Genomic DNA, 22,584 nt, shown 5'->3' with positions numbered 1-22,584 from the left:
TCGGGCGGGGGGAGTTGGCGGCTCGGTGGTCCGGGTGGCGTCAGGCGGCGCGGTCGTGGTCGCCGGGCTCGGGGCGCGCGGGCTCGGTGGGGAACTCCTCGATGGTCAGCTCGCCCGCCTCCCGGTAGCTGGCGCGCTCCTGGGCGGTCGGGGAGAGCGCGACGAAGGCGGAGGCGAGGAAGAGGAACGAGCCCAGGCCGACGGCGAGCGGGAAGACGAACTCCATCGGGCTGGCGCCGCCGAGGCCGGTCCGGGCCGGTTCCAGGTGGACGTGGACGGCGGCCATGCCGGTGTAGTGCATGCTGCTGACGGCGAGGCCCATGGCCAGCGAGGCGGCGGCCGCCGCGTACACGTTGCGGATGGTGACGGCGGCCCAGAGCGCGGCGGTGGCGGCACCGACCGCGATCAGCACGGACAGCGCGACCGTGCCGGCGTCGTACCGCAGGCCGCCGTGCATCCGCAGGGCGGCCATGCCCAGATAGTGCATCGCGGCGACGCCGAGGCCGGTGGTGACGCCGCCGGCCAGCAGGGCGAGGCCGCGATGCCGGCCGTAGCAGACCACGGTCAGCCCCAGCCCGGTGACGACGACCGCGACCACGAGGCTGAGCACGGTCAGCGGCACGTTGTAGCGCAGCTCGGTGCCGTCGACGGTGAAGCCGAACATCGCGACGAAGTGCATGGTCCAGATGCCGGAGCCGATCGCGGCGGCGGCCGTGAGCAGCCAGTTCCGGCGGGCGGCGCCGCTCGCCGCGAGGCCGCGCAGGGTGCAGCGCAGTCCGAGGGCGGCGCCGACGCAGGCCATCGCGTACGAGAGGGCGGGCGTCAGCCAGCCGAAACTCAGGTGGTTGAGGGTGCCCATCGGACCTCCGGTCGACCGGTCGGGCCCGGGGCGGGTCGGGATGCGCCCGGGCTCCCCGGACCGGGCGGACTCCGGGCGGCGGCCAACGACGATTGACAGGTCCATGGAAACTGTCGGTGTCATATGCCAGCCGCGCGTGCGCTCTCGGCCTGGGGTGCGTGGGACGCTATCGAGGGGCCTGAATCGGCCACTCGAAGATGTGAAAAGCTGCCCGCAGGGCGCGGGGGGTGTGTTCGAATGGGGCGGTCGTGTGCCGGGAGGCGGACGGCGAACAGATTTCAGCCGACAGATAACAGATTTCAAACTCTGTTATCTGTCGACTGTCAGCTGGCGGCCGCTAGCCGTCAGCTGCCGCCCCCACGCGCCGTCACCCGGATCCGCATCGGGCTGGCCGCACGGAGCGTGATGCCCTGGGCGAGAGCCACCCGCCGGTCCACCACCTCCACGTCGAAGTCCCGCAGCAGCACCCCCAGCGCCAGCACGGCCTCCAGCATCGAGAAGTGCTGCCCGATGCAGGCCCGCGGACCTCCGCCGAACGGGTACCAGGCGTAGCGGTGCCGCCCCTTCTCCTGCTCGGGGAGGAAACGGTCGGGATCGAAGCGGTCCGGGTCGTCCCAGTGGTCGGGGTGCCGGTGGGTGACCCAGGGTGCGATGACGATCTGCGCGCCGGCCGGAATCGTGTACCCGTCGATCACCGTTTCGGCGACCGCCCGCCGCCCGACCAGCGAGGCCGCCGGGTAGAGCCGCATGGCCTCCTTCAACACCCGCGTGATGTACGGGAGTTCCTCCAGGTCCGCGGCGGTCGGCGCCCGGCCGCCGAGCACCGAGTCCGCCTCCTGCTGGGCCAGCCGCCGCTGCTCGGGGTGCTTGGCGAGCAGGTGCAGCGCGAAGGCCAGCGAGGTGGCCGTGGTCTCGTGCCCTGCGAGCAGGAACACCAGTACCTGGTCGCGGAGTTCGGCCGGGTCGAGCCGCTCCCCGTCCTCGCCGCGGGCCCGGCCGAGCAGGGCCAGCAGGTCGTCCGCGTCGACGTCACCGCGCACCGCCCGCTCGGCGATGATCCGGTCGCAGATCGAGTACAGCGCCTGCTGGGCCTCGGCGCCCCGCCGGTTGGCCGGGGTGGGCCAGTGGCGCGGTATCCGGATCGGGGCGTAGCCGCGGTCCTGGACGTACGCGCCGAGCGCCGGGAAGCTCCGCTGCACGACCGCCACCGCCTCCTCGACGTCGGCGCCGAACAGGATCCGCGCGACCGTGCGCAGCGCGAAGCGCGACATCTCGTCCGCCGCGTCCACGACGCCGTCCGGCGTGCGGCGCCAGCGTTCGGTGAGCGACTGCACCTCCAGGCCGATCGCGTCCGCGTAGCCGTCCACCCGGCGGCGGGTGAACAGCGGCTGGATCAGCCGGCGTTGGCGCTGGTAGTCGCCGTCCTGACTGGTCAGCAGGCCGTTGCCGACGCTGGTCCGCAACTCGTCGTAGAAGGCGTTGTCCTTGCGGAAGTTGGCGGCCTCGCTGCCCAGGATCTGGTGGACGCCCTCCGGGGAGAAGATCGCGTAGAACTCGGCCCGCAGCCCCGGTGGTCCGGCGTGGAAGCGGACCACGTCCCCGTAGTCGCGGCGGGCGGCGAGGAAGGTGCGCAACGGGCGGTGGGTGAGGTCGAGAAACGAGCCGACCAGGGGCTTTCCGGCCGGCCCGGGTGCGGTGACGCCGGTGCTCATCGGTCCTCCTTCTGCACAACGGGAAATCCACGCTAACTGATCATGCGTCAGGACAGAAGGTGTGCGTCGGGGTGGGAGCGCTCCTCCGCGCTCCCGCCCCGACCCGGCGTCCCCGCCCGGGCCTCACCCGCTCCGGACCACCCGGGTTCTACTCGTACTCGGTGCCGCCCTTGCGGGTCAGGTAGGCGTCGCTGACCGCCTTGGCGATCGCCCGGCCGCCGACCACCGTGCTCCAGCGCTCGGTCACCGGCCGGACCACCACGCCTTCGCGCAGGTGGAGTTCACGTCCGGAGACGGTCTCGCGGCCCTGGGCGAGCGCCAGCACGGTGTCCGGGTCGAACGGCCCGCGCCACAGCTCGGGCACCAACGGCAGCTCGCCGTCGAGCAGTTCGGCGGCGGACAGCCAGCGCAGCTGCCCGTCCAGCACGGCCGACACGTCGAACGCGGCGTAGCCGGGCAGGTCGCTGCGCCCGGAGGCGCCGTAGGTCAGGTCCTGCACGCCGGCGCCGAAGACCTCGCCGAAGATGCCGACCCGTTCGGCGCCGAGCCGCTCGGCCAGCCGGGCCGCCACCGCCGGTACGCCGTGCGCGCGCACGGCCCGCCAGTAGAGGTTGCGCTCGTCCTCGACCAGCGCGAGCCCCTGCGCGCCGATCCCCTTGGAGGACACCTGCACCTCGCCGGTGGCGACGGTGTAGGTGAGCAGGCAGCAGCTGCCGTGCAGCTTCTCGGTGAGCACGACCGGCTCGCCGGGCTCGAAGATGTCGGGGTAGCGCTTGAGGTTCTCGATGTCGACCCAGGGCAGCAGGTCCGGGGCGGCGACCACCTCGCCGCTCATCGAGGTCGGCACCGGCGGCTGCCACTTGACGACGCCGAGCTGCTCGGCGAAGTCGGCGCCCTGCTCGGCGGCGGTCGCCAGGTCGGTGTCGGCCAGTGCGGCGGGTCGGCAGACGATGCCCTGGGACAGTTCGCCGCGCAGCCGGACGGCCCGGACCCGGTTCGCCGCGCTGCCGGCGAGCTTGCCGGTCAGGCCGAGCTCCGCGATCAGGCCCTCCGGGAGGACGGACTGTTCGGGGATGTAGACGGCGTGGTCGCCGGTCCGGTACACGCCCTTGGCGACCACCGCCCGGTAGAGGCCGACCTGTGCGAGCTCCAGCGCGTCGGCGTTGGGGTGCTCCAGGATGATCAGCTTCTCGGCGGTGACGCGCAGTGTGGACATGGACGGACTCCCCCCTCGGTGCGGCCGTTCGGCCGGTGTTGTCACGCGTTCGGCAGGCCCCCACTGTGGCCCGTCCGGCAGCTGCGGCGCGACGCAATTTCCACGCGCCGCCCACTCGCCCCACGCGCCCGCCCCCAAGACCGCGCGCCCGCCGGGCCGCTCCCAACCGGACCGCCACCGCTGGCGCGAACGGGCCCGTTTGCGCCTTCCCACAGCCGGGTAGCCACTCCCGTCGCGCCTCGACTGTGCAATGCGACAGCGGATTTATCGCTCGCATTTGCGGCACTATGATCACCTCAACGGCCGCACCTGCGGTCTCGTCTCCGCGCCCCTTCCGGCGCGTGCCATGGAGGGAAGCAAGATGAGCACCCGCACGAAGACCACCACCCGCAGACTCGCCGTCGCCGCCGCCGCGGCCCTCGTCCTCAGCCTCGGGGCCACCGCGTGCGGCAGCGACGGCGGCAGTTCCTCGTCCGGGTCCTCCGCCCCGGCCACCGCCGGTGCCGCCGGTTCCAGCGCCCCCGCCGCCGGCGGCGCGACCGACAGCAGCGCCCCGAAGGCCACCGGCGACATCACCGTGTTCGCCGCCGCCTCGCTCAAGGAGAGCTTCACCGAGCTCGGCAAGAAGTTCGAGGCCGCCAACCCGGGCGCCAAGGTCAAGTTCAACTTCGGCGGCAGCTCCGCCCTCGCCTCCAGCATCAACTCGGGCGCCCCGGCCGACGTGTTCGCCGCCGCCAGCCCCGCCACCATGAAGACCGTCACCGACGCGGGCGGCGCGAGCGGCGAGCCGAAGACCTTCGTCAAGAACACGCTCACCGTCGCCGTGCCCAAGGGCAACCCCAAGCACATCGCGGGCCTGGCCGACCTGGCCGGCTCCGGCGTGAAGGTCGCGCTCTGCGCGAAGGAGGTGCCGTGCGGCGCCGCCGCGCAGACCGCGCTCAAGGCCGCCAACGTCAACCTCACCCCGGTCACCCTGGAGCAGGACGTCAAGGGCGCGCTCACCAAGGTGGAGCTCGGTGAGGTCGACGCCGCCCTGGTGTACAAGACCGATGTGAAGGCCGATGCTGCGAAGATCGACGGCGTGGACTTCCCCGAGGCCGACAAGGCCGTGAACGACTACCCGATCGCCGCGCTGGCCAAGGCCCCGAACAAGGACGGCGCCGCCGCCTTCGTCGCCTACGTCCAGTCGGCCGAGGCCAAGCAGGTGCTCACCACGGCGGGCTTCCAGGCCCCGTGAGGAACCGCACCACCGGCCCGGACCCCGGCCCCGGCGACCAGCCGGGTGCCGGTCAGGGGGGCGGCCGTCCGACCGGCGCGGCAGGAGGGGGGACGATCGTCCTGCCGCGCCGGCGGCGGCGTACGCAGCGGGTTCCGGTCACGCTGCTGCTCCCGGCGCTGCTCGGGCTGGCGTTCCTGGTGCTCCCGCTGGTCGGGTTGCTGGTCCGCGCGCCGTGGAGCGCCCTGTCGGACGAGCTCACCAGCCCCGCCGTGTGGGAGGCGCTGCGCCTGTCGCTGATCTGCGCGACCGCGGCCACGGCGGTGTCGCTGGTCCTCGGGGTGCCGCTGGCCTGGCTGCTCGCCCGCACCGAGCTGCCGGGCCGACGGGTGATCCGGGCACTGGTCACCCTGCCGCTGGTGCTGCCGCCGGTGGTCGGCGGTGTCGCGCTGCTGCTGGTGCTCGGGCGGCGCGGCATCGTCGGCAGCTGGCTGGACTCGACCTTCGGCATCACGCTGCCGTTCACCACCACCGGGGTCGTGATCGCCGAGGCGTTCGTGGCGATGCCGTTCCTGGTGATCAGCGTCGAGGGGGCGCTGCGGGCCGCCGATCCCCGCTACGAGGAGGCGGCCGCGACCCTGGGCGCCTCGCGGCTGACCGCGTTCCGCCGGGTGACCCTGCCGCTGATCGCCCCGGGGATCGCCGCCGGGGCCGTGCTGGCGTGGGCGCGGGCACTCGGCGAGTTCGGCGCGACCATCACCTTCGCGGGCAACTTCCCTGGGCGCACCCAGACCATGCCGCTGGCGGTCTACCTCGCCATGGAGTCCGATCCGCAGGCGGCGATCGCGCTGTCGCTGGTCCTGCTGGTGGTTTCGGTCGCGGTCCTGGTCGGCCTGCGCGAGCGCTGGATGTCGACGCCGTGACGCCCGTCGCCCCCTCCGCCCCCGCCACATCGGCCACCGCCCCCTCCGCCACCGCCGTATCGGCCCACTGCGCGCCGATCCCCCGGATGCCGAGCCGAGGGACGCCGAGATCCTGTACGCCGAGCCGAGGGACGCCGACCGCATGAGCACCGCCCCCGCCCCCGCCCTCGACGCCCGGCTCCGGGTGGACCGCGCCGCGTTCACGCTCGACCTCGCCCTCACCGCCGCCCCCGGCGAGGTGATCGCGCTACTCGGCCCGAACGGCGCCGGCAAGTCCACCGCCCTGCGCGCCCTCGCCGGGCTGCTCCCCCTCACCGGCGGTCACCTGCGCCTGGACGGCCGCCTCGTCGAGGACCCCGCGCAGCGCCTGCACACCCCCGCCGAGGAGCGGCCCGTCGGCGTGGTCTTCCAGGACTACCTGCTCTTCCCGCACCTGAGCGCGCTCGACAACGTCGCCTTCGGCCCGCGCTGCCAGGGCCGCCCCAAGCGCGCGGCCCGCGCCGAGGCGGCCGCCTGGCTGGACCGGATGGGCCTGGCCGACCACGCCTCGGCCCGCCCCGGCAGCCTCTCCGGCGGCCAGGCGCAGCGGGTGGCGCTCGCCCGGGCGTTGGCCGTCCGCCCCCGCCTGCTGCTGCTGGACGAGCCGCTGGCGGCCCTGGATGCCCGGACGCGGCTCGACGTACGGTCGCAACTGCGGCGCCACCTGGCCGAGTTCGAGGCCGTGGCGGTGCTGGTGACGCACGACCCGCTGGACGCGATGGTGCTCGCCGACCGGCTGGTGGTGATCGAGGAGGGACGCGAGGTGCAGGCCGGTAGCCCGGCCGAGATCGCCCGGCGTCCGCGCACCGACTACATCGCCCGTCTGGTCGGGCTGAACCTGTACCAGGGCGAGGCGGACGGCCACCAGGTCACGCTCGCGGACGGCACGGTGCTGGCCACCACCGAGGACCTGTCCGGCCCGGCCTTCGTCGCCTTCCCGCCGTCCGCGGTGACCCTGCACCGGGAGCGGCCGGAGTCCAGCGCGCGCAACGTGTGGCAGGTCAAGGTCAGCGGTCTGGACCTGCACGGCGACCAGGTCCGGGTCGACCTCAGCGGCGACCTTCCGATGGCCGCCGACCTCACCCCGCCCGCCGTCGCGGAGCTGGACCTGGCCCCGGGGGCGGCCGTCTGGGCCTCGGTCAAGGCCACCCAGACGCACGCCTACCCGGCCTGACCCACCGCCCCGCACCCGGCCGCGCCGCCAACCGGCCGACCACTCCGACGAACCTCAACCGACGAACCTCAACCGACGGGGCCCAACCAGCGGCCCCCAACCGGCCGGCCACACCGACGGCCCCAGCCGACGGGCCGCCCACCCGCTACTCCGAGGGCTCGACGAAGCCGGACTCGTAGGCGGCGATCACCGCCTGGGTGCGGTCCCGCGCGCCGAGCTTCGCCAGCACGCTGCTGACATGGGTCTTCACCGTCTGCACGCCGAGGAACAGCTGCTCGGCGATCTCCCCGTTGCTCAGCCCACGGGCGACCAGCCGCAGTACCTCCGCCTCGCGCTCGGTCAGCGCCGCCCGGGCCATGGCCGCGCGCGCCGTCCGGTTGCCCTGACCGGCTGCCAGGCGGCGGATCGCGGCCGGGAACAGCAGCGACTCGCCCGCAGCCACCAGCCGGACGGCGTGCGCGATCTCGGCCGGGCGGGAACGTTTCAGCAGGAAGCCGTCGGCCCCCGCGCGCAGCGCCTGGTAGACGTAGTCGTCGTTCTCGAAGGTGGTGACGACGAGGATCTTCGGCGTCCTCTCCCCCGGCGCGCCCGGCCGCAGCAGTTCCCGGGTCGCGGCCAGCCCGTCCATCACCGGCATCCGGACGTCCATCAGCACGACGTCCGGGCGCAGCGCGCGGGCCAGCGCCACCGCGTCGGCGCCGTCGGCGGCCTCGCCGACCACCCGCAGGTCCCCCTGCGCCTCCAGCACGGCCCGCAGGCCGGCCCGGACCAGTTCCTCGTCGTCGGCGAGCAGCACATCGGTCACGGCCGCACCGCCGCGATCCCCACCCCAAGATCCATTGTCACGCTCCCAAGCGTAGGGGCAGCCGGACGGCCAGCACCCACTCGCCGGCCCGGCTCCCGTCCCGACCGCCGTCCCGGCCTTCGCCCGGCGCGGGCCCGGCCGTCGCCTCCCCGCCGAGCAGCGCCGCCCGTTCCCGGATGCCCCGCAGCCCCTTGCCCCCCTTGCGCACCCCGCCACCGCCGGCACCACCCAACGGCGTCCGGTTGACGCAGCGCAGCTCCAACTGCCCGTCCCGGACGACGATCCGAACGCCCACCTGCTCCCCCCGCGCGTACTTGAGCGCGTTGGTGACGCCCTCCTGGACGATCCGGTACGACTCGCGCGACAGCACCCCGGGCAGCCGCGCGCCCGCCAGGTCGATCGTCGCCTCGACCGGGCTGCCGGCCGCCCGCGCGGTGTCGAACAGGGCGGGCAGCTGGTCGATCCCGGGGTGTTCGGTGACGGTCGCCTCGGGGGTCTCGCGGAGCAGGACGAGGGTGCGCTCCAGGTCCTCCATGGCCTGCCGCCCGGTCTCCTCGATGACTTCGAGTGCCTTGGCCGCGAACGCCGGATCCCCGACCTCCCGCGCGGCGCCAGCCTGAAGGACCGTCACGGTCAGTGCGTGGCCGATGGAGTCGTGCAGTTCGCGGGCCAACCGGTTGCGTTCCAGCAGGCGTTCGGCCCGCAGCTCGGCCTCCGCCAGTCGCTCGGCCGGCGACGGTCCCAGCAGCCGTACAGCCATGGCGAGTTGGAGCCTCCCGGCGCCCACCATCAGCCAGCCGTAGCCGAGCATCAGCGGCACGGCGAGCGGGAGGTACCAGAGCGGGAGGTCCGGCCACGGGACGTCGAGGTCGCGCAGGAGCGGCTTCGGTCCGGCCAGCAGGTCGTAGCAGCCGCTGAGGCTGAAGAACGTGGCGAACCCGGCCGCCGAACCGAGTGCGACCCGGCCGATCAGCCAGAGCGCGGTGCGCCACCGGTCGGCCCAGCCCCGGGACGGCTCGACGGCGATGTCCTCCTCGCAGTCGGGCACCAGCAGCAGCCGCGCCTGGACCCCCTCGGCGCGCCGCACCGCGGGGACCAGGGCGACCAACGCGAGCAGGACGGTGTCCAGCGCGACGCTCGCCGTCACGATCTCGGCCAGGCTCTTGCGATACGTCCCGGGATAGACCATCAGGACGACTCCGGCGAAGATCCACCCGACCAGCAGGTGCAGCCACCGCGCGTACGTGGCGCCGTTCAGCAGCGGCGCGAGGATCCTGGGCATCCCGCCATCCTGCCAGGTCAACGACCTGCCGCAGGCCCCTCCCCGGTCCCCCGCGATCTCCCTCCCGGGAGGGAGGCGGCGCCCCGCCGCAGCGGGATCCGCCGCACCGCCCCGAACCGGTCGAATGGAGCCACCGGTCACCCACCGGCACCACAGCAGCCAGAACTGCGGCACCGCAGCACCGAGAGGAGAACCGGCCGTGATCGAGATCCAGGGCCTCACCAAGGAGTACGCCGGCAAGCGGGTCGTCGACGACCTGACCTTCCAGGTCCGGCCCGGCGTGGTGACCGGCTTCCTCGGCCCGAACGGCGCCGGCAAGAGCACCACCATGCGTCTGGTCCTCGGCCTCGACCGACCCACCGCCGGCCACGCCCTCGTCCACGGCCGCCGGTACGCCCAACTCGCCACCCCGCTACGGCAGGTGGGCGCCCTGCTGGACGCCCACGCCCTGCACGGCGGCCGGACGGCCCAGGGGCACCTGCGCTGGCTCGCCGCGAGCAACGGTCTCCCGGAGCGCCGGGTGGACGAGGTCCTCGACCAGGTCGGACTGACCGAGGCGGCCGGGCGGCGGATCCGCGGTTTCTCCCTCGGGATGCGCCAACGCCTGGGCGTGGCCGCCGCGTTGCTCGGCGACCCGCCGGTCCTGCTGCTGGACGAGCCGGTCAACGGACTCGACCCGGAGGGCATCCGCTGGATCCGCACACTGCTGCGCGGCCTGGCCGCCGAGGGCAGGGCGGTCCTGGTCTCCTCCCACCTGATGACCGAAATGGCGCTCACCGCCGACCACTTGGTGGTGATCGGCCGCGGCCGACTGCTGGCGGACACGGCCACCACCACGTTCATCGACCGGCACGGCCGCAGCCGGATCCGGGTGCGCGCCGTGGATCCGGACAAGCTGTCCGCCCTGCTCGGCGGCGGTGGCGACAACGGTAGCGACAGCGGTAGCGACGACGGCATCGGTGGCGGCGGTCACGGACTCACCGCCACCCCGGTGGGCGACGGCGCCTGGGAGGTGACCGGTGCCGAACCCGAGCGGATCGCCGCGCTCGCCGCCGCGCACGGTGTGGTGCTGTACGAGATCGCGGCCCAACAGGACTCGCTGGAGGAGGCGTTCATGCGGATGACCGCCGACAGCGTGGAGTACCGCACGCAGACGACCGCCGCATGAGCGCCCCCCTGAGCGCCAACTGACCACGAGAGAACGGGAGTACCGGAGATGACCACCAGCCTGTCCGGGGCCGTACGCGCCGAACGGATCAAGTTCACCACCCTGCCCTCACAGTGGGCGGCCCCGCTGGTCGCCCTGCTGCTGACGATCGGCATCACGGCGGCCGTCAACGCCGCCTACGGCGTGAAGGACCACTCCCTCAACGAGGACCCGGCCGGCGGGATCTTCTACGGGCTGCTGTTCGGCCACGTGGCCGTGGCCTGCCTCGGGATCCTGCTGATCGGGCAGGAGTTCAACACCCGCATGATCGACGTCTCGCTCACCGCCGTCCCCCGGCGCGGGCGGTTGTACGGCGCCAAGCTCGCGCTCGGCGCGGGCATCGGGCTGCTGCTGGGGATCGCCTCGACGGCGGGCTCCTTCCTCGCCGTCGCCACCACGGTCGGCCTGGACCTCTCGACCCCGGGCCTGACCCGCAGCTTCCTGGCCGGCGTGCTGTACCACCCGCTGCTGGTGGTGCTCTGCGTCGGACTGACCGCGATGCTGGGCAACTTCAGCGCCGCGCTCGGCCTGCTGGCCCCGATGCTGTTCCTCGGCACCACCTGGCTCGCGGCGATCCCCGGCGTGCGCGAGGTCGGCCAGTTCCTCCCCGACCGCGCCGGCCTCTACGCCACCCGCACCCAGGCCGAACCGGGCATCCACTACGGGCACTGGACCGGGCTGTTGATCATGGCGCTCTGGGCGGGCGCGGCCGCCTACGGCGGACTGCGGGCGCTGCGCCGGCGCGAGGCCTCCGGCGGATAGCAACCAATGGGTTGCACATCATTGGCCGGACGTGCAACCCTGAGGTAGCGAATCGAGGAGGTTCACGGCATGGTCGCCGACAGCATCGAACGTGAGATCGTCATCGCCGCACCGCGCGAGCGGGTCTGGGAGATCCTCACCCAGGCCGAATTCCTGGGCGCCTGGTTCGGCAACGGGACACCCGTCGAACTCGACCTGCGACCGGGCGGGCGGATTGTCTTCGACCACGGGGTGCACGGCACCCTGCCCGCCCGCATCGAGCGGGTCGAACGGCCGGACGTCTTCTCCTACCGCTGGTCCCAGGGCCCGGCCGGGGAGGAACCGGGCGAAGGCAACTCCACCCTGGTCGAGTTCACCCTGGCGCCGGTCCTCGGCGGCACCCGCCTGCGGATGGTCGAGAGCGGGTTCGCCACCCTGGCCATGCCCACCGGGGACGTCCGGGACCGCCACCGCCAGAACGGCGCCGGCTGGGACCGCAAGCTCCCCGAACTCGCCGCGGCCGCCGAGAAGTTGCCGGTATGACGACCGGGCCCGGCGTGGGCGCGGCCGACGACGGGCAGGAGGAGGAGTCGGGCGCTGCCGTCCTGGCGGCGCTCGCCGACCCGACCCGGCGCCGCATCCTCGACGCCCTGGCCTCCCGGGGTGCCGCCACCGCCACCACGCTGGCCGCCGAACTCCCGATCACCCGGCAGGCGGTGGTGAAGCACCTCGCCGTCCTCGACCAGGCGGGGCTCGTCACCGCCCACCGCATCGGCCGCGAGGTCCGGTACGAGCCCGCACCCCCGGTCCTCGCCGCCACCGCCCGCTGGATGGCCGGCCTGGCCGACGCCTGGGACCACCGCCTGCGCACCATCAAGCGGCTCGCGGAGGGCGCCGGCCCGACGGGGACGAGAGTTCAGGATTCCGACGACAGATGACAGATAACAGACGACAGCGAACAGATAACAGATGTTGAAATCTGTCATCTGTTTGCTGTTCGCTGTTTGCTGTCATCTGCCAGTCGCCCCCCCCTCACCGCACCGCACCGCGGCGTGCCGGAATCCAGCGCCCGGCTGCCCCGCCGTCAGTTATTCGCGCCCGAACAGCTCATCGAATCCTCAGATCCTCTGCACCAGACTCCGGCCCGCGTGGGACGGAGCCCTCACCGTGAGGGGTCCGCCCGGACCGAAAACGGTGATGACGCCCCGTACCGCCTCGGCCGGCTGCCGCCGGCCCGTGTTCAACGGACAGAGGAGAACGGGTAGATGTGGCCTGCAAGCAGTAGGGGGCCGGGTGCGTCCTCGGGAGGGGCGCCGCCCGGGAGGATGCGGCGTTTGTCCGCCGCCCTGGCGCTGGTTCTGGCGGCCGAGGCGGCCGTCGTGGTGGTGTCCACCGGACAGGCCGTGGCGACCGCGCCACGGCAGACGGCCGGTTCGGCGGTCGGTTCGGCGGCCAAGCCGACCGGTCCGTTGTCGGCTCCTGACCTCGCGTCGGCGATCGCGACGGCGCGGTTGCGCAACGTCCAGGTGGAGGTGCTCGGTGAGGCCACCGAGCAGACCAAGACGTGGGTGAATCCGGACGGTTCGCTGACCACGGACTCCTATGCGGTGCCGTTCCGGTTCAAGCGGGACGGCCAGTGGGTCGAGGTGGACACCACCCTCCGGGCCGGCCCGGACGGGACGGTGGCGCCCAAGGGGCACGCCGAAGGCCTGAAGCTGGCCGGCGGCGGCAAGGACGTGACGCTGGCGGCCGAGGGCGAGGGCGCGCAGCAGGTCGCGGTGGGCTGGCGCGGTGAGCTGCCGAAGCCGTCGCTGGAGGGGGACACCGCGACGTATGCGGACGTCAGCCCGGGCACGGATGTGACCGTGCAGGCGACGCGGAACGGCTTCGAGGAGAACGTGGTCCTCAAGTCGCGCCCCTCGGCGGGCTATCAGGTGACGGTCCCGGTCTCCGCCAAGGGGTTGGTCGCGGAGCGGACCAAGGACGGGTCGGTGGTGTTGAAGGACGCCGCCGGCAAGGCGGCCGCCTCGATTCCGGCGCCGCTGATGTGGGACGCGACGGTCGACGCGAAGTCGCTGGAGCACCCGCACCAGGCGCCGGTGTCGATGGAGGTCTCGCAGTCCGGGGACACCGTGCTGCTGACCCTGACACCGGACGAGAGCTTCCTGGCCGACCCGGCCACGAAGTACCCGGTCACGGTGGATCCGTCCACCAGCCTGGCGCCGGTGTTCAGCACCTTCGCGCAGACCAGCCTCGGCACGCCGCAGTACGCGAGCACCGACCTGAAGGTCGGCACGTACAACGGCGGCGGCGACGTGGCGCGCTCGTACCTGCAGTTCCCGGTGCAGAAGCTGTACAACACCAGGATCCAGTCGGCCTCGCTGAAGCTCTGGGAGTACTGGTCCGCCAACTGCACCCAGAGCTCCTGGGAGCTGTGGCAGACCCAGCCGGCCGACAACACCACCGTCTGGTCCAACCAGCCGACCTGGAACACCAAGTACGCGGCGACCACGCAGACGGCCGGCTACCCGGCCAACTGCGGCGGCTCGATCCCGGCGGGCTGGGTGTCCATCGACCCGTCCGCGTTCCTCCAGGCCGCGGGCGACAACGGCTACTCCTACGCCAACATCGGGCTGCGGGCCACGGACGAGACCGACTCCAACAGCTGGAAGCGGTTCAACTCGCCCAACGCGGCCGCCAATGTGCCGGTGCTGAGCGTGACGTACACCGCGTACCCGATGTCCTCCGTTCCCACGGTCGCACCCGGCGTCGCCGCGGTGTCGGGCGCGACCACGACGCTCTTCACCAACACGGCCACCCCGCAGCTCCAGGCGACCGTCACCAACGCCGACGGCGGCAACGTGATGGCGCAGTGGAACGTCTTCGACACGACCGGCGGCGGCAACACCCAGGTCATCGCCAACCTGAACGGCTCCTGGACCGCCTCCGGCGGCATCTCCGCCGCCACCGTCCCGGCCGGAAAGCTCCAGGACGGCCACACCTACACCGCCTGGCCCTGGGGCTACAACGGCACCCTGTGGTCACGCCAGACCGTCCCGAACGGCCTGGTGTTCACCGTCAGCACCGCCAAGCCCGCCTCCCCGGCCCTCGCCTCCACGGACTACCCGTCCGGTGGCTGGGCCCTCGGCGCGGGCCAGAGCGGCACCATCACCGTCACCCCGCCGTCCGGCACCGGCACGGCCGGCATCGTCTGGCAGCTCGACTCCGGCACCCAGACCACCGTGCCGACCACCGGTTCGCCGGTGGCGGTGCCGGTCACGCCGGCGACCGACGGCCCGCACACCCTGACCGCCTTCACGCAGAACCTCGCGGGGAGCCTCTCCGACCCGGTCGGTTACACCTTCAACTCCGGTGGCGGCTCGGTCACCTCGCCGAGGCTCGGCGACCGCAGCTCGCGCCGGTTCACCCTGGCCGCGGCCGGACCGTCGAGCTCGACCGCGGTGAAGTTCCAGTTCAGGCGCGCCGGCGCGGACGCCTGGGCGGACATCCCGGTCGCGCACGTCACCAACGGCGGCACGGCGCTGGCGGCCTGGCCGGTGACCATGACCGGCGGCGCCTCGCCCGCGCTGGTCTGGGACGCCGCCTCGACCCTGACCGACGACGGAGCGGTCCAGATCCGCGGCGAGTTCACCACCGCGAGCGCGCCGTACGACTCCTCGGCCGTCACCGCCACCCTGGACCGCAGGTCCTCCGGTGCGGCCACCGCGCCCGTCGGCCCGGGGACGCTCAACCTCTCCACCGGCGACTACCAGCTCCCGGTCACCGACACCTCCGAGTTCGGCCTGATCGTGACCCGCACCGCCTCCTCGCGCAACCCGTCCGGTGGCGCGGCCTCCGGACAGGTCGCGCCGTTCGGCCCGCAGTGGTCGATCGGCGGGGTGTCCGAGCAGGCCGCGACCGACTATCTGCAGATCCGGCCGGTCACGGCGACCGCCGTCCAGTTGGTGCGCTCCGACGCCGCCGAGGTCGCGTTCACCAAGAACCCCGACGCCACCTGGTCGCCCGAGCCGGGCGCCAAGGCGCTCGCCCTGTCCTACGACGCCGCGGCCGACCAGTACACGCTGACCGACACCGGCGGAACCGTCACGGTGTTCGCCAAGTCCGGTGCCACCGCGGGAGTCTGGACGGTCGCCTCGACCACTCCGTCCGGGTCCGGAAACACCATCCGGTACCGGTTCGACACCGTGGCCACCGGCTCGACCACCTCCGTCCGGCCGGTCCGGATGGCGGCACCGACCTCGGCGGTCGGCGATCCGACCGCGTCGTGCCTGAGCCCCGCCACCCCGGCGGTGGGCTGCCGCGTCCTCGAACTCGGCTACGCCACTGCCACCACCGCGACCCCCGCCCTGTTCGGCGACTACGCCGGGCAGGTCGCGAAGGTCACCCTGTGGGCGACGGACCCGGCCACCGGCACCGAGACCGCCACCGTCGTCGCCCAGTACAGCTACGACACCAACGGCCTGCTCCGCACGGTGTGGGACCCCAGGATCACCCCGAACCTGGTCACGTCCTACGGCTACGACGCGGCCGGCCGGGTCACCACCGTCACCCCGCCCGGCCAGCTGGCCTGGAACCTCGCCTACGGAACCGCGGGCACCGACGGCGACACCAACGCCGGACGGCTGCTGAACGCCTCCCGCCCGACCCTCACCCCGGGCTCGGCCGCGCAGACCAACGGCACCGCGACCACCACGGTGGTCTACGGCGTCCCGCTCACCACTGCCGCCGCCGGGCCGTACGCCATGGGGACGACCGACGTCGCCGCGTGGGGCCAGACCGACGTGCCCACCGACGCGACCGCCGTCTTCCCGGCCGACCAGGTCCCCGCCGGCAACACGGGGACGGGGAGCCTGACCTCGGCCTCGTACGGCCGTGCCTCCGTCCACTACCTCGACGTGACGGGGCGGCAGGTCGACACGGCGGTGCCCGGCGCGCACATCACCACCACCGAGTACGACTCGTACGGCAACACGGTCCGCACACTGACCGCGGCCAACCGCGAACTCGCCCTCGCGGACGCCGGCAACGCCGAGTTGAACGCCCTCGGCGTGGCCGGCATGACCACCGCCCAGCGGTCCGTCCTGCTGTCGACCCAGCACGTGTACGACACCACCGGTCTGCGCCGTACCGACACCTACGGGCCCCTGCACAAGGTCACCCTGGAGCGGGCCCTCGCCGCGTCCGGCACCTCGGCCGCGCTGAACGCGGGCACCGTGGTCAACGCCCGCAACCACACCCAGAACACCTTCGACGAGGGCCGCCCCACCGACGGCTCCGCCAAGGCCGCCAACCTGGTCACCAGCACGGTGACCGGGGCCGCGGTGAGCGGCTACCCCGGCGACGCGGACACCCGCACCACCCAGGCCGCCTACGACTGGGCGCTCGGCAAGCAGGTCAGGACCGTGGTCGACCCGGCCGGGCTGGCGCTCACCACGGCGACCACGTACAACGCCATGGGCGAGGTCACCTCCAGCTCCCAGCCCGCCTCCACCGGGGCGGACGCCGGCACCACCACCACCGTCTACTACACCGCCACCGGCGCCGCCCCGTGCGGCGGCCACCCGGAGTGGGCCGACCTGGTCTGCCGAACCGCACCCGCGGCGGCGGCCACCGGCGGTGGCACCAACCCCACCCAGCTGGTCACCGCCACGACCACCTACAACCTCTACGGCGCCGCCGCGACCCTGACGGAGACCGCCAACAACACCACCCGCACCACCACCAGCACCTTCGACGCGGCGGGCCGCAGGACCCAGGCCGCGGTCTCCGGCGGTGTCGGCCAGGCGGTGCAGACGAGCACCACCGGCTACGACCCGGCCACCGGCCTGCTCGCCTCCACCTCCACCCCGGACGGTAGGAAGATCACCCAGGCCTACGACCAGCTCGGCCGCCCGACGACCTACGCCGACGCCGACGGCAACACCTCGACCACCCAGTACGACGCGCTCAACCGGCCCACCCAGGTCACCGACTCGGCGCCCTCCACCACCGCCTACACCTACGACACCACCAAGGACCCCCGGGGCCTTCCCACCTCCAAGACCGACTCCAACGCCGGCACCTACGCCGTCACCTACGACGGAGACGGCACGCCGGCCACCCAGGCCCTGCCCGGCTCGGTGACCCTGACCGAGACCGTGGACGAGACCGGCCGGAGCACCGCGCGCGTCTACACCAACGCCACCGGCAGCGTCCTGGTCTCCGACCAGGCCGGCTACTCCGCCAACGGACAGAAGCTCACCGGCGCCCTGTCCACCTCCGGCGGACTCGGCCTCAACGACACGTACGGCTACGACGCCCGCGGTCGCCTCACCGCCACCGGCGAGACGGTGATCCAGGGCCAGTCCAAGGCCTGCACCGTGCGGACCTACGGCTTCGACAAGAACACCAACCGCACCAGCCAGACCACCGCCACCGGCACCACCACCCTCAACGGCTCCACCCCGGCCTGCCCCACCGGCGGCGGCACCACCCTCACCCACTCCTACGACAGCGCCGACCGGCTCACCGACACCGGTTACAGCTACGACGCCCTCGGCCGCACCACCAACGAACCGGGCGGCACCACCACCGCCTACTACACCAACGACCTCGCCTACCAGCAGACCTCCGGCACCACCCGCACCACCTGGCAACTCGACCCGGCCGGGCGCTTCCGCGCCCACACCACGGAGACCAACTCCGGCGGCGCCTGGAACCAGACCGCATCCCGGGTCAACCACTACAACGGCCCCGGCGACTCGCCGTCCTGGACCGTCGAGAACACCACCACCAACGCCTACACCCGCAACATCGCCGACCTCCGCGGAGAGCTCGGCACCGTCTACAGCTCCGCCACCGGCGACGTCACCCTGCAACTCACCAACCTGCACGGCGACGTCACCATGACCCTCCCCACCAACAACCCCAACGCAGCCGTCACGGTGATGGCCGCCGACGAGTTCGGCAACCCGCTCACCGGCACCTCCACCGCGCGCTACAACTGGCTCGGCAGCAGGCTGCGCTCCACCGAGACGCCCACCGGCGACCTCCTCATGGGCGTCCGCCTCTACAGCCCGGCCCTCGGCCGTTTCCTCTCCGTCGACCCGGTGCGCGGCGGCAGCGCGACTGCCTACGACTACGTCGACCAGGATCCGCTGAACGACTTCGACTTCGACGGACGGGCGAAGGGCGGCAAGCAGAACAAGTCGAGCTCCGAATTCCTGGGCGTGGGCGACGACGAGCTGAAGGCGATGGAGAAGACCGCCACCGGCGAGCAGAAGCGGAAGATCCAGACGGAGCTGAAGTCGCGGAGGCTGAAGCACAGCAGCCTCAGCGGCAACCAGAAGAAGCCCAAGAGCGCCAGGGCCCAGATGCACCCGCCGCTGAACATCCGGGGCGGCTCGGGGCTGGGCTGGGGAGCGGCCTTCGCCGGCGGAGGCCTCCTCTGGTGGCTCGGCAAGGCCGCCTCTCCCGCGTGCGGCCCCGCCCTGCCCGTCTGTGCGGTCGTGCTGTGAGCCGCCCGCTGACGGACAGTCGCGTCCGGTAGAAGCCGGAAGCCGGTGGGGTGTCTCGGCCGAGACACCCCACCGGCTTCATCGCGCGGTCCACGCGGTCCGCTCAGTCCGCTCGGTCCGCTCGGTCCGCTCGGTCCGCTGTGTCCGATCGGTCCGATCGGTCCGACGTCGCATCGGCGACCACCAGGGCGGCGGCCCGCCCCGGATCGCCGCCGCTCCGTTCCAGCAGGGCACCGACGGACCAGCTGAAGGCATCTCCGGCGGTGGCCAGGTCCAAGGTGAGGCCGGCGTCGAAGCGGGGCGCGCACAGGGAGACCTTCGCCTCCGGCAGCCGCTGCTGGACGGTGCCGAGCAGCTCCCAGGCGGCCTCGTCCTGGCGGGCGCGCAGGACCGGGTCGCAGGCCGTCAGCGCCTCGGCGACCCAGGGACTCTGCGGATCGTAGTTCTCCAGGTGCGGCAGCAGCTCCCGGGCGCCCAGGACCGCCGCCGCCTCGAAGGTGTGAAGGTCGGCGCCCTCGTCGTCGTCCAGGAGCTCCGCCAGCGGCCCGACGGCTCGTTCGTCATGGCGCCTGGCCAGTCCTCGGATGCCCTCCTCGCGGGCATCGCGGCAGTCGTCGCCGAGCCGCTCCCACAGGGCGGCCCTGACCGCGGGCGTGTCGACATCGACGAGGAAGCCCAGCCCGAACGTCGCCCAGTTCCGGACGTCCGGGTCAGGATCCCCGGTCAACCGGATGAGGACCGGGATGCCGGGATCCTCCGGAGACGGGGTCACCACCGACGGCAGCGACGAGGCGACCTGGAACCGCACGTCGGGATCGTCGTGCTCCGACAACGACACCAGGACCGGCAGCGCCCGCTCGTCCTGGGTGGCACCGAGGGCACGGGCGATGGACCACTGCACGTCGTCGTCGCTCTCGCCCGCGGCGAGCGACACCATGGCGCTCGCCGCGTCCCCCCGAACCGATTCGTCGCGGTCACTCGCCAGACCCAGCAGATCGCAGCCCGTCGCCCGGGCAGCGGGATCGGCCGAACCGAGCAGTCCGGTACCGAGCCGCAGCGACAGCGCGGCATCCGCGGCGAGCGGCTCCAGGAGCGCCCAGACCGCCTGGTACTCCTCGGGACAGGTGACCGTACGGGCCACCTCGACGGCTTGCACGAGCACAGCCGCCGCATCGTTCGGTGTCATGTCCGCATTCTCCCAGTTCAGGCACTCGACGTTCCGGTACCTGCGCTCTCCCAACTCCACGACAGACCTGGAGACTTCCCGAACGAACCTGAGGATTCGGTGAGGGCGGTCGCCGGCCGGCGTGGTGCGGCTACGGGTGTCGCAGGCGCGGAAGCGGGCAGTAGCGCTCGCCGCCTTCCACCGCAACGGTCGGCCCGGGGGCGATCTCCGTGAAGCCCGCGTCACGGACCACCGGCAGACCACTGGCCACCAGCTCCTCCCACAGCTGCGGGGTGGCGGTCCGGACGGCGAGGGCGAAACCGGCCTCGGCCCACTCCTTGCGCTGCGCCTCGTCCAGCCGCCACCAGGCGAGCTGGGCGGCGTGGCCGGTCTGCGCCATGGTCTTGCCGGCGGTCATCTCCAGCTCCGGGTTGAGCCACAGCACGGGGACACCCGGCTCGGGCGCGCCGGGCTCGGCCGTGTCCTCCAGGTCCGTCCCGGACACCTGGAGCTTGGCGAGCTCCTTCGGCCAGCCGTCCAGCGGAACCGGCGGGAACACCCGCACCTCCGCCTCCCGGCCGTCGACCGTGATCCCCGGCAGCTCACTCGCCCGGCGCCACTCCCCGCCCCGGGCCCGCCGGACCACCTTGCGGATCCGGGCGTCCTCCCAGGCCGCGACCCGCTCCGCCCACTCGCCGTCCGCGTCGGTGACCCGCGGATCGGCCAGCAGCGTGAGCACCGCCCGGGCCGAGGTCTCCAGCGCGTCGGTCCGCCCGGGCGGCGTGGCCCGCTCCAGCCGGACGACCAGCGGCAACACATACTGCGGCCGGGCGTCCCGGTCCTCGGGGTCGGGTACGGCCTCGGGGTCGGGTACGGCCCCGGAGGCGGGTACGGCCCCGGAGGGGGAGTCGGAAGCGGGGGCCGGGGCATCGAACGGAGAAGTCACCCGCCCAGCATGCCAGCCCCACCGAACCGGTGATCACACGAGCCCCGGCCTCCCCCGCCCGCGGGCCCGGCTCAGCGCAGCCGCTGCCGCAGTTCGTCGACGGCCGTCCGGATGCCCGCGCTGTACGCGTCCTCGGGCAGCGCGTCCAGACTGCGGGCGGCCCGCTCCAGCTGCTCGCGCGCGAGGGCGGGTTCGCCGAGCTTGAGGTAGTCGGACGCCAGGTTGAGGTGGAGCGACGGGTAGAAGGCGCGCACCTGGAGGGCGGAGCGGTAGGTCTCGGCGCGTTCGGCGGTCAGCGAGTCGGCGGCGGCCAGCGCCCTCCGGTCCCACTCCAGCTCGGCCACCGGATCGTCCTGGAGGTCGGCGAGGTAGTGCGCGAGGACGCACCGATGGAAGACGTCACCGCGCTCGCCCAGCGCCTTCCAGAGCGCCTCGAAGCTGGCCCGCGCCTCGGCCGTCCGACCGCGCTGCGCCGCCTGGACGCCGTCCAGCCCGAGCGCGATCCGGGCCAGCACGGGATCGTCCCGGCCCGCCGGCGAGCCGCCCGCACCGCCCCAATCCCCGGACGTACCACGCGCATCAGACACATCGGACATGTCCGCAGCCTAGCCGCCGAGCCGCCGCCGCACCCGTCGAGACGCCTGCCGGGACACCTGCCGAGACACCTGCGGAGACTGCCGCCGAGCCCGCGGGTGCGCGGGCCCGCGGACCCGCGCACCCGACAACCGGTCAGCGCCGGTAGCCCCGCTGCGCGTCCCGCTCCTCCGCGTCCTCGTACACGAGGAACCAGCCCTCCGGGTGGGTGGCCGCCAGCAGCAGCTCGGTGCGCTGTTCGGCGCCGAGCTCGGGGTCGCCGTCGTCCGGCCCGAAGACGCCGAACAGTTCGTCGTGGCAGCCCTCCCAGTCGTAGTCGTAGAGGTCGGCGGGCAGGTCGCCCATCATGTCGGCCACCGACTCGGGCTGGGCGCCGAGCAGGGCGCGGGCGTCGACGAGCGCCATCCGCAGCGCGATCTCCTCGGCGAGGCAGCGCGGCAGCGGCCACTCGCCGAGCGCGAGGTCGTCGGCCAGGTCGTCGAAGGCCCGGGCCATCGCGCGGCGCCAGCCCCGGTGCAGCCGCCAGGTGCGCTGCGGCAGCCTGGCGAAGACCGTCCAGTCGGTGTCCTCGCCCTCGACGACGGGTTCGTCCCCGTGCTCGTCCAGGTCGTCGTAGGCCGCGTCGGCCAGGCCGATCAGCTGGGCGTGGAGGAGGCACGCGGTGCGCGGGGTGAGCGTCCAGTCCACGCCCGCGCCGGCGTCGTCCTCGTCGCCCTCCAGCGGGAACAGTTCGGCGAAGTCCGGCGCGAAGTCCTCGGTGACGCTGATCTCCAGCGTCCCGCCGATCGCCTCGACACCGGGGATCGCGGCGACCAGCCGGTCGGGGTGGAGCAGCGCGCCGAGCGCCGCGTTGGCGTCCTCGGCCACCTCGCGCAACAGTTCGCGGCGCTGGCCGGCCGGGTCGATGCCCTCGAAGACCAGGTCCTCGACCGCCGCGATCGCGGCGGCGCGCAGCGCCGGCCAGTCGGTGATCCGCAGGCCCAACACCACCGTCGCCTCGATCTCCTGCGCGCCGGAGTCCTCCGCCGCGCCCGGCCCCTGTGGATGATCGCTTCGCTCGCCCATGGGGCTACGGTACGGCTTTTCGGCCGCCCGATCACAGGTCTGAACCGGCTTCCGATCGCCTTCTCCACCGCCGTCCGGCCGTGCCTCTGTCACCAGGACGCGTGACACCGGCAGGATGGGCGC

Annotated in this window: 17 protein-coding genes; 8 read left to right on the top strand and 9 right to left on the bottom strand. The window is 73.2% G+C overall.

The window, feature by feature from the left end; genetic code table 11:
* Positions 1-40: 40 nt before the first annotated feature.
* From ABTY15_RS09030 to ABTY15_RS09020, 3 genes are all read right to left on the bottom strand, one after another.
* A complete protein-coding gene (locus ABTY15_RS09030; RefSeq protein WP_350578499.1) occupies positions 41-859 on the bottom strand; it encodes an MHYT domain-containing protein in 819 nt (272 codons plus the stop codon).
* 344 nt (positions 860-1,203) lie between these two features.
* The gene (locus ABTY15_RS09025; RefSeq protein WP_350578496.1) at positions 1,204-2,571 is read right to left on the bottom strand and encodes a cytochrome P450; all 1,368 of its coding nucleotides are present in this window, start codon (positions 2,569-2,571) and stop codon (positions 1,204-1,206) included.
* A 148-nt stretch (positions 2,572-2,719) separates the two neighbouring features.
* A complete protein-coding gene (locus ABTY15_RS09020) occupies positions 2,720-3,787 on the bottom strand; it encodes an RNA ligase (ATP) (protein WP_350578493.1) in 1,068 nt (355 codons plus the stop codon).
* 361 nt (positions 3,788-4,148) lie between these two features.
* Between ABTY15_RS09020 and modA the strand changes: the two genes are divergently transcribed.
* The 3 genes from modA (at position 4,149) to ABTY15_RS09005 (ending at position 7,139) form a co-directional block, all read left to right on the top strand.
* Positions 4,149-5,024, top strand: coding sequence for a molybdate ABC transporter substrate-binding protein (gene modA, locus ABTY15_RS09015; RefSeq protein ID WP_350578490.1), 876 nt, complete (start codon positions 4,149-4,151; stop codon positions 5,022-5,024).
* The gene (locus ABTY15_RS09010) at positions 5,021-5,926 is read left to right on the top strand and encodes an ABC transporter permease (RefSeq protein ID WP_502893454.1); all 906 of its coding nucleotides are present in this window, start codon (positions 5,021-5,023) and stop codon (positions 5,924-5,926) included. The genes modA and ABTY15_RS09010 overlap by 4 nt, the downstream gene beginning before the upstream one ends.
* 142 nt (positions 5,927-6,068) lie before the next feature.
* Positions 6,069-7,139: an ABC transporter ATP-binding protein gene (locus tag ABTY15_RS09005; protein ID WP_350578488.1), complete on the top strand. Its 1,071-nt coding sequence runs from the start codon at positions 6,069-6,071 to the stop codon at positions 7,137-7,139.
* Positions 7,140-7,284: 145 nt separating this feature from the next.
* Here ABTY15_RS09005 and ABTY15_RS09000 read toward each other — a convergent pair whose 3' ends face one another.
* A complete protein-coding gene (locus tag ABTY15_RS09000) occupies positions 7,285-7,935 on the bottom strand; it encodes a response regulator transcription factor (RefSeq protein ID WP_502893459.1) in 651 nt (216 codons plus the stop codon).
* A gap of 46 nt (positions 7,936-7,981) precedes the next feature.
* Entirely contained in the window at positions 7,982-9,226 is a 1,245-nt protein-coding gene (locus ABTY15_RS08995; RefSeq protein ID WP_350578485.1) for a sensor histidine kinase, read from the bottom strand.
* 199 nt (positions 9,227-9,425) lie between these two features.
* On the opposite strand from ABTY15_RS08995, the gene ABTY15_RS08990 reads away from it, so the two are divergent.
* From ABTY15_RS08990 to ABTY15_RS08970, 5 genes are all read left to right on the top strand, one after another.
* Positions 9,426-10,394, top strand: a complete 969-nt coding sequence (locus ABTY15_RS08990; protein ID WP_350578483.1) for an ATP-binding cassette domain-containing protein — start codon at positions 9,426-9,428, stop codon at positions 10,392-10,394.
* A gap of 48 nt (positions 10,395-10,442) precedes the next feature.
* Complete coding sequence (locus tag ABTY15_RS08985; RefSeq protein WP_350578480.1) at positions 10,443-11,195, top strand: hypothetical protein; 753 nt, start codon at positions 10,443-10,445, stop codon at positions 11,193-11,195.
* 69 nt (positions 11,196-11,264) lie between these two features.
* Complete coding sequence (locus tag ABTY15_RS08980) at positions 11,265-11,717, top strand: SRPBCC family protein (RefSeq protein WP_350578477.1); 453 nt, start codon at positions 11,265-11,267, stop codon at positions 11,715-11,717.
* The gene (locus ABTY15_RS08975; protein WP_350578475.1) at positions 11,714-12,112 is read left to right on the top strand and encodes an ArsR/SmtB family transcription factor; all 399 of its coding nucleotides are present in this window, start codon (positions 11,714-11,716) and stop codon (positions 12,110-12,112) included. The genes ABTY15_RS08980 and ABTY15_RS08975 overlap by 4 nt, the downstream gene beginning before the upstream one ends.
* Positions 12,113-12,508: 396 nt before the next feature.
* Complete coding sequence (locus ABTY15_RS08970; RefSeq protein ID WP_350578473.1) at positions 12,509-18,691, top strand: RHS repeat-associated core domain-containing protein; 6,183 nt, start codon at positions 12,509-12,511, stop codon at positions 18,689-18,691.
* 103 nt (positions 18,692-18,794) lie between these two features.
* Here the strand turns inward: ABTY15_RS08970 and ABTY15_RS08965 are convergent, their stop codons facing one another.
* The 4 genes from ABTY15_RS08965 to ABTY15_RS08950 form a co-directional block, all read right to left on the bottom strand.
* On the bottom strand, positions 18,795-19,877 hold the full coding sequence (locus ABTY15_RS08965) for a HEAT repeat domain-containing protein (RefSeq protein ID WP_350578470.1): 1,083 nt from the start codon (positions 19,875-19,877) through the stop codon (positions 18,795-18,797).
* 130 nt (positions 19,878-20,007) lie between these two features.
* Positions 20,008-20,802 (bottom strand): peptidyl-tRNA hydrolase, encoded by a 795-nt coding sequence (locus tag ABTY15_RS08960; RefSeq protein WP_350578467.1) that lies wholly within the window; start codon positions 20,800-20,802, stop codon positions 20,008-20,010.
* A gap of 71 nt (positions 20,803-20,873) precedes the next feature.
* On the bottom strand, positions 20,874-21,398 hold the full coding sequence (locus tag ABTY15_RS08955) for a hypothetical protein (protein WP_350578465.1): 525 nt from the start codon (positions 21,396-21,398) through the stop codon (positions 20,874-20,876).
* Positions 21,399-21,531: 133 nt separating this feature from the next.
* Positions 21,532-22,461, bottom strand: coding sequence for a hypothetical protein (locus tag ABTY15_RS08950; protein WP_350578462.1), 930 nt, complete (start codon positions 22,459-22,461; stop codon positions 21,532-21,534).
* Between the last annotated feature and the right edge of the window lie 123 nt (positions 22,462-22,584).

It is taken from the genome of Kitasatospora sp. NPDC097643, from assembly GCF_040302625.1.
Lineage (GTDB): Bacteria > Actinomycetota > Actinomycetes > Streptomycetales > Streptomycetaceae > Kitasatospora.
The sequence above is the reverse complement of the archived record's forward strand: the minus strand, read 5'-3'. Positions and strand labels throughout refer to the sequence as shown.

Excerpts from the sequence above, each read along its gene's own strand:
- ABTY15_RS08955 (WP_350578465.1), bottom strand. The coding sequence starts at position 21,398 with ATGTCCGATGTGTCTGATGCGCGTGGTACGTCCGGGGATTGGGGCGGT.
- ABTY15_RS09005 (WP_350578488.1), top strand. The coding sequence starts at position 6,069 with ATGAGCACCGCCCCCGCCCCCGCCCTCGACGCCCGGCTCCGGGTGGAC.
- ABTY15_RS09025 (WP_350578496.1), bottom strand. The coding sequence starts at position 2,571 with ATGAGCACCGGCGTCACCGCACCCGGGCCGGCCGGAAAGCCCCTGGTC.
- ABTY15_RS08965 (WP_350578470.1), bottom strand. The coding sequence starts at position 19,877 with ATGACACCGAACGATGCGGCGGCTGTGCTCGTGCAAGCCGTCGAGGTG.
- ABTY15_RS08995 (WP_350578485.1), bottom strand. The coding sequence starts at position 9,226 with ATGCCCAGGATCCTCGCGCCGCTGCTGAACGGCGCCACGTACGCGCGG.
- ABTY15_RS08985 (WP_350578480.1), top strand. The coding sequence starts at position 10,443 with ATGACCACCAGCCTGTCCGGGGCCGTACGCGCCGAACGGATCAAGTTC.
- modA (WP_350578490.1), top strand. The coding sequence starts at position 4,149 with ATGAGCACCCGCACGAAGACCACCACCCGCAGACTCGCCGTCGCCGCC.
- ABTY15_RS08975 (WP_350578475.1), top strand. The coding sequence starts at position 11,714 with ATGACGACCGGGCCCGGCGTGGGCGCGGCCGACGACGGGCAGGAGGAG.
- ABTY15_RS09030 (WP_350578499.1), bottom strand. The coding sequence starts at position 859 with ATGGGCACCCTCAACCACCTGAGTTTCGGCTGGCTGACGCCCGCCCTC.
- ABTY15_RS09020 (WP_350578493.1), bottom strand. The coding sequence starts at position 3,787 with ATGTCCACACTGCGCGTCACCGCCGAGAAGCTGATCATCCTGGAGCAC.
- ABTY15_RS08980 (WP_350578477.1), top strand. The coding sequence starts at position 11,265 with ATGGTCGCCGACAGCATCGAACGTGAGATCGTCATCGCCGCACCGCGC.
- ABTY15_RS08950 (WP_350578462.1), bottom strand. The coding sequence starts at position 22,461 with ATGGGCGAGCGAAGCGATCATCCACAGGGGCCGGGCGCGGCGGAGGAC.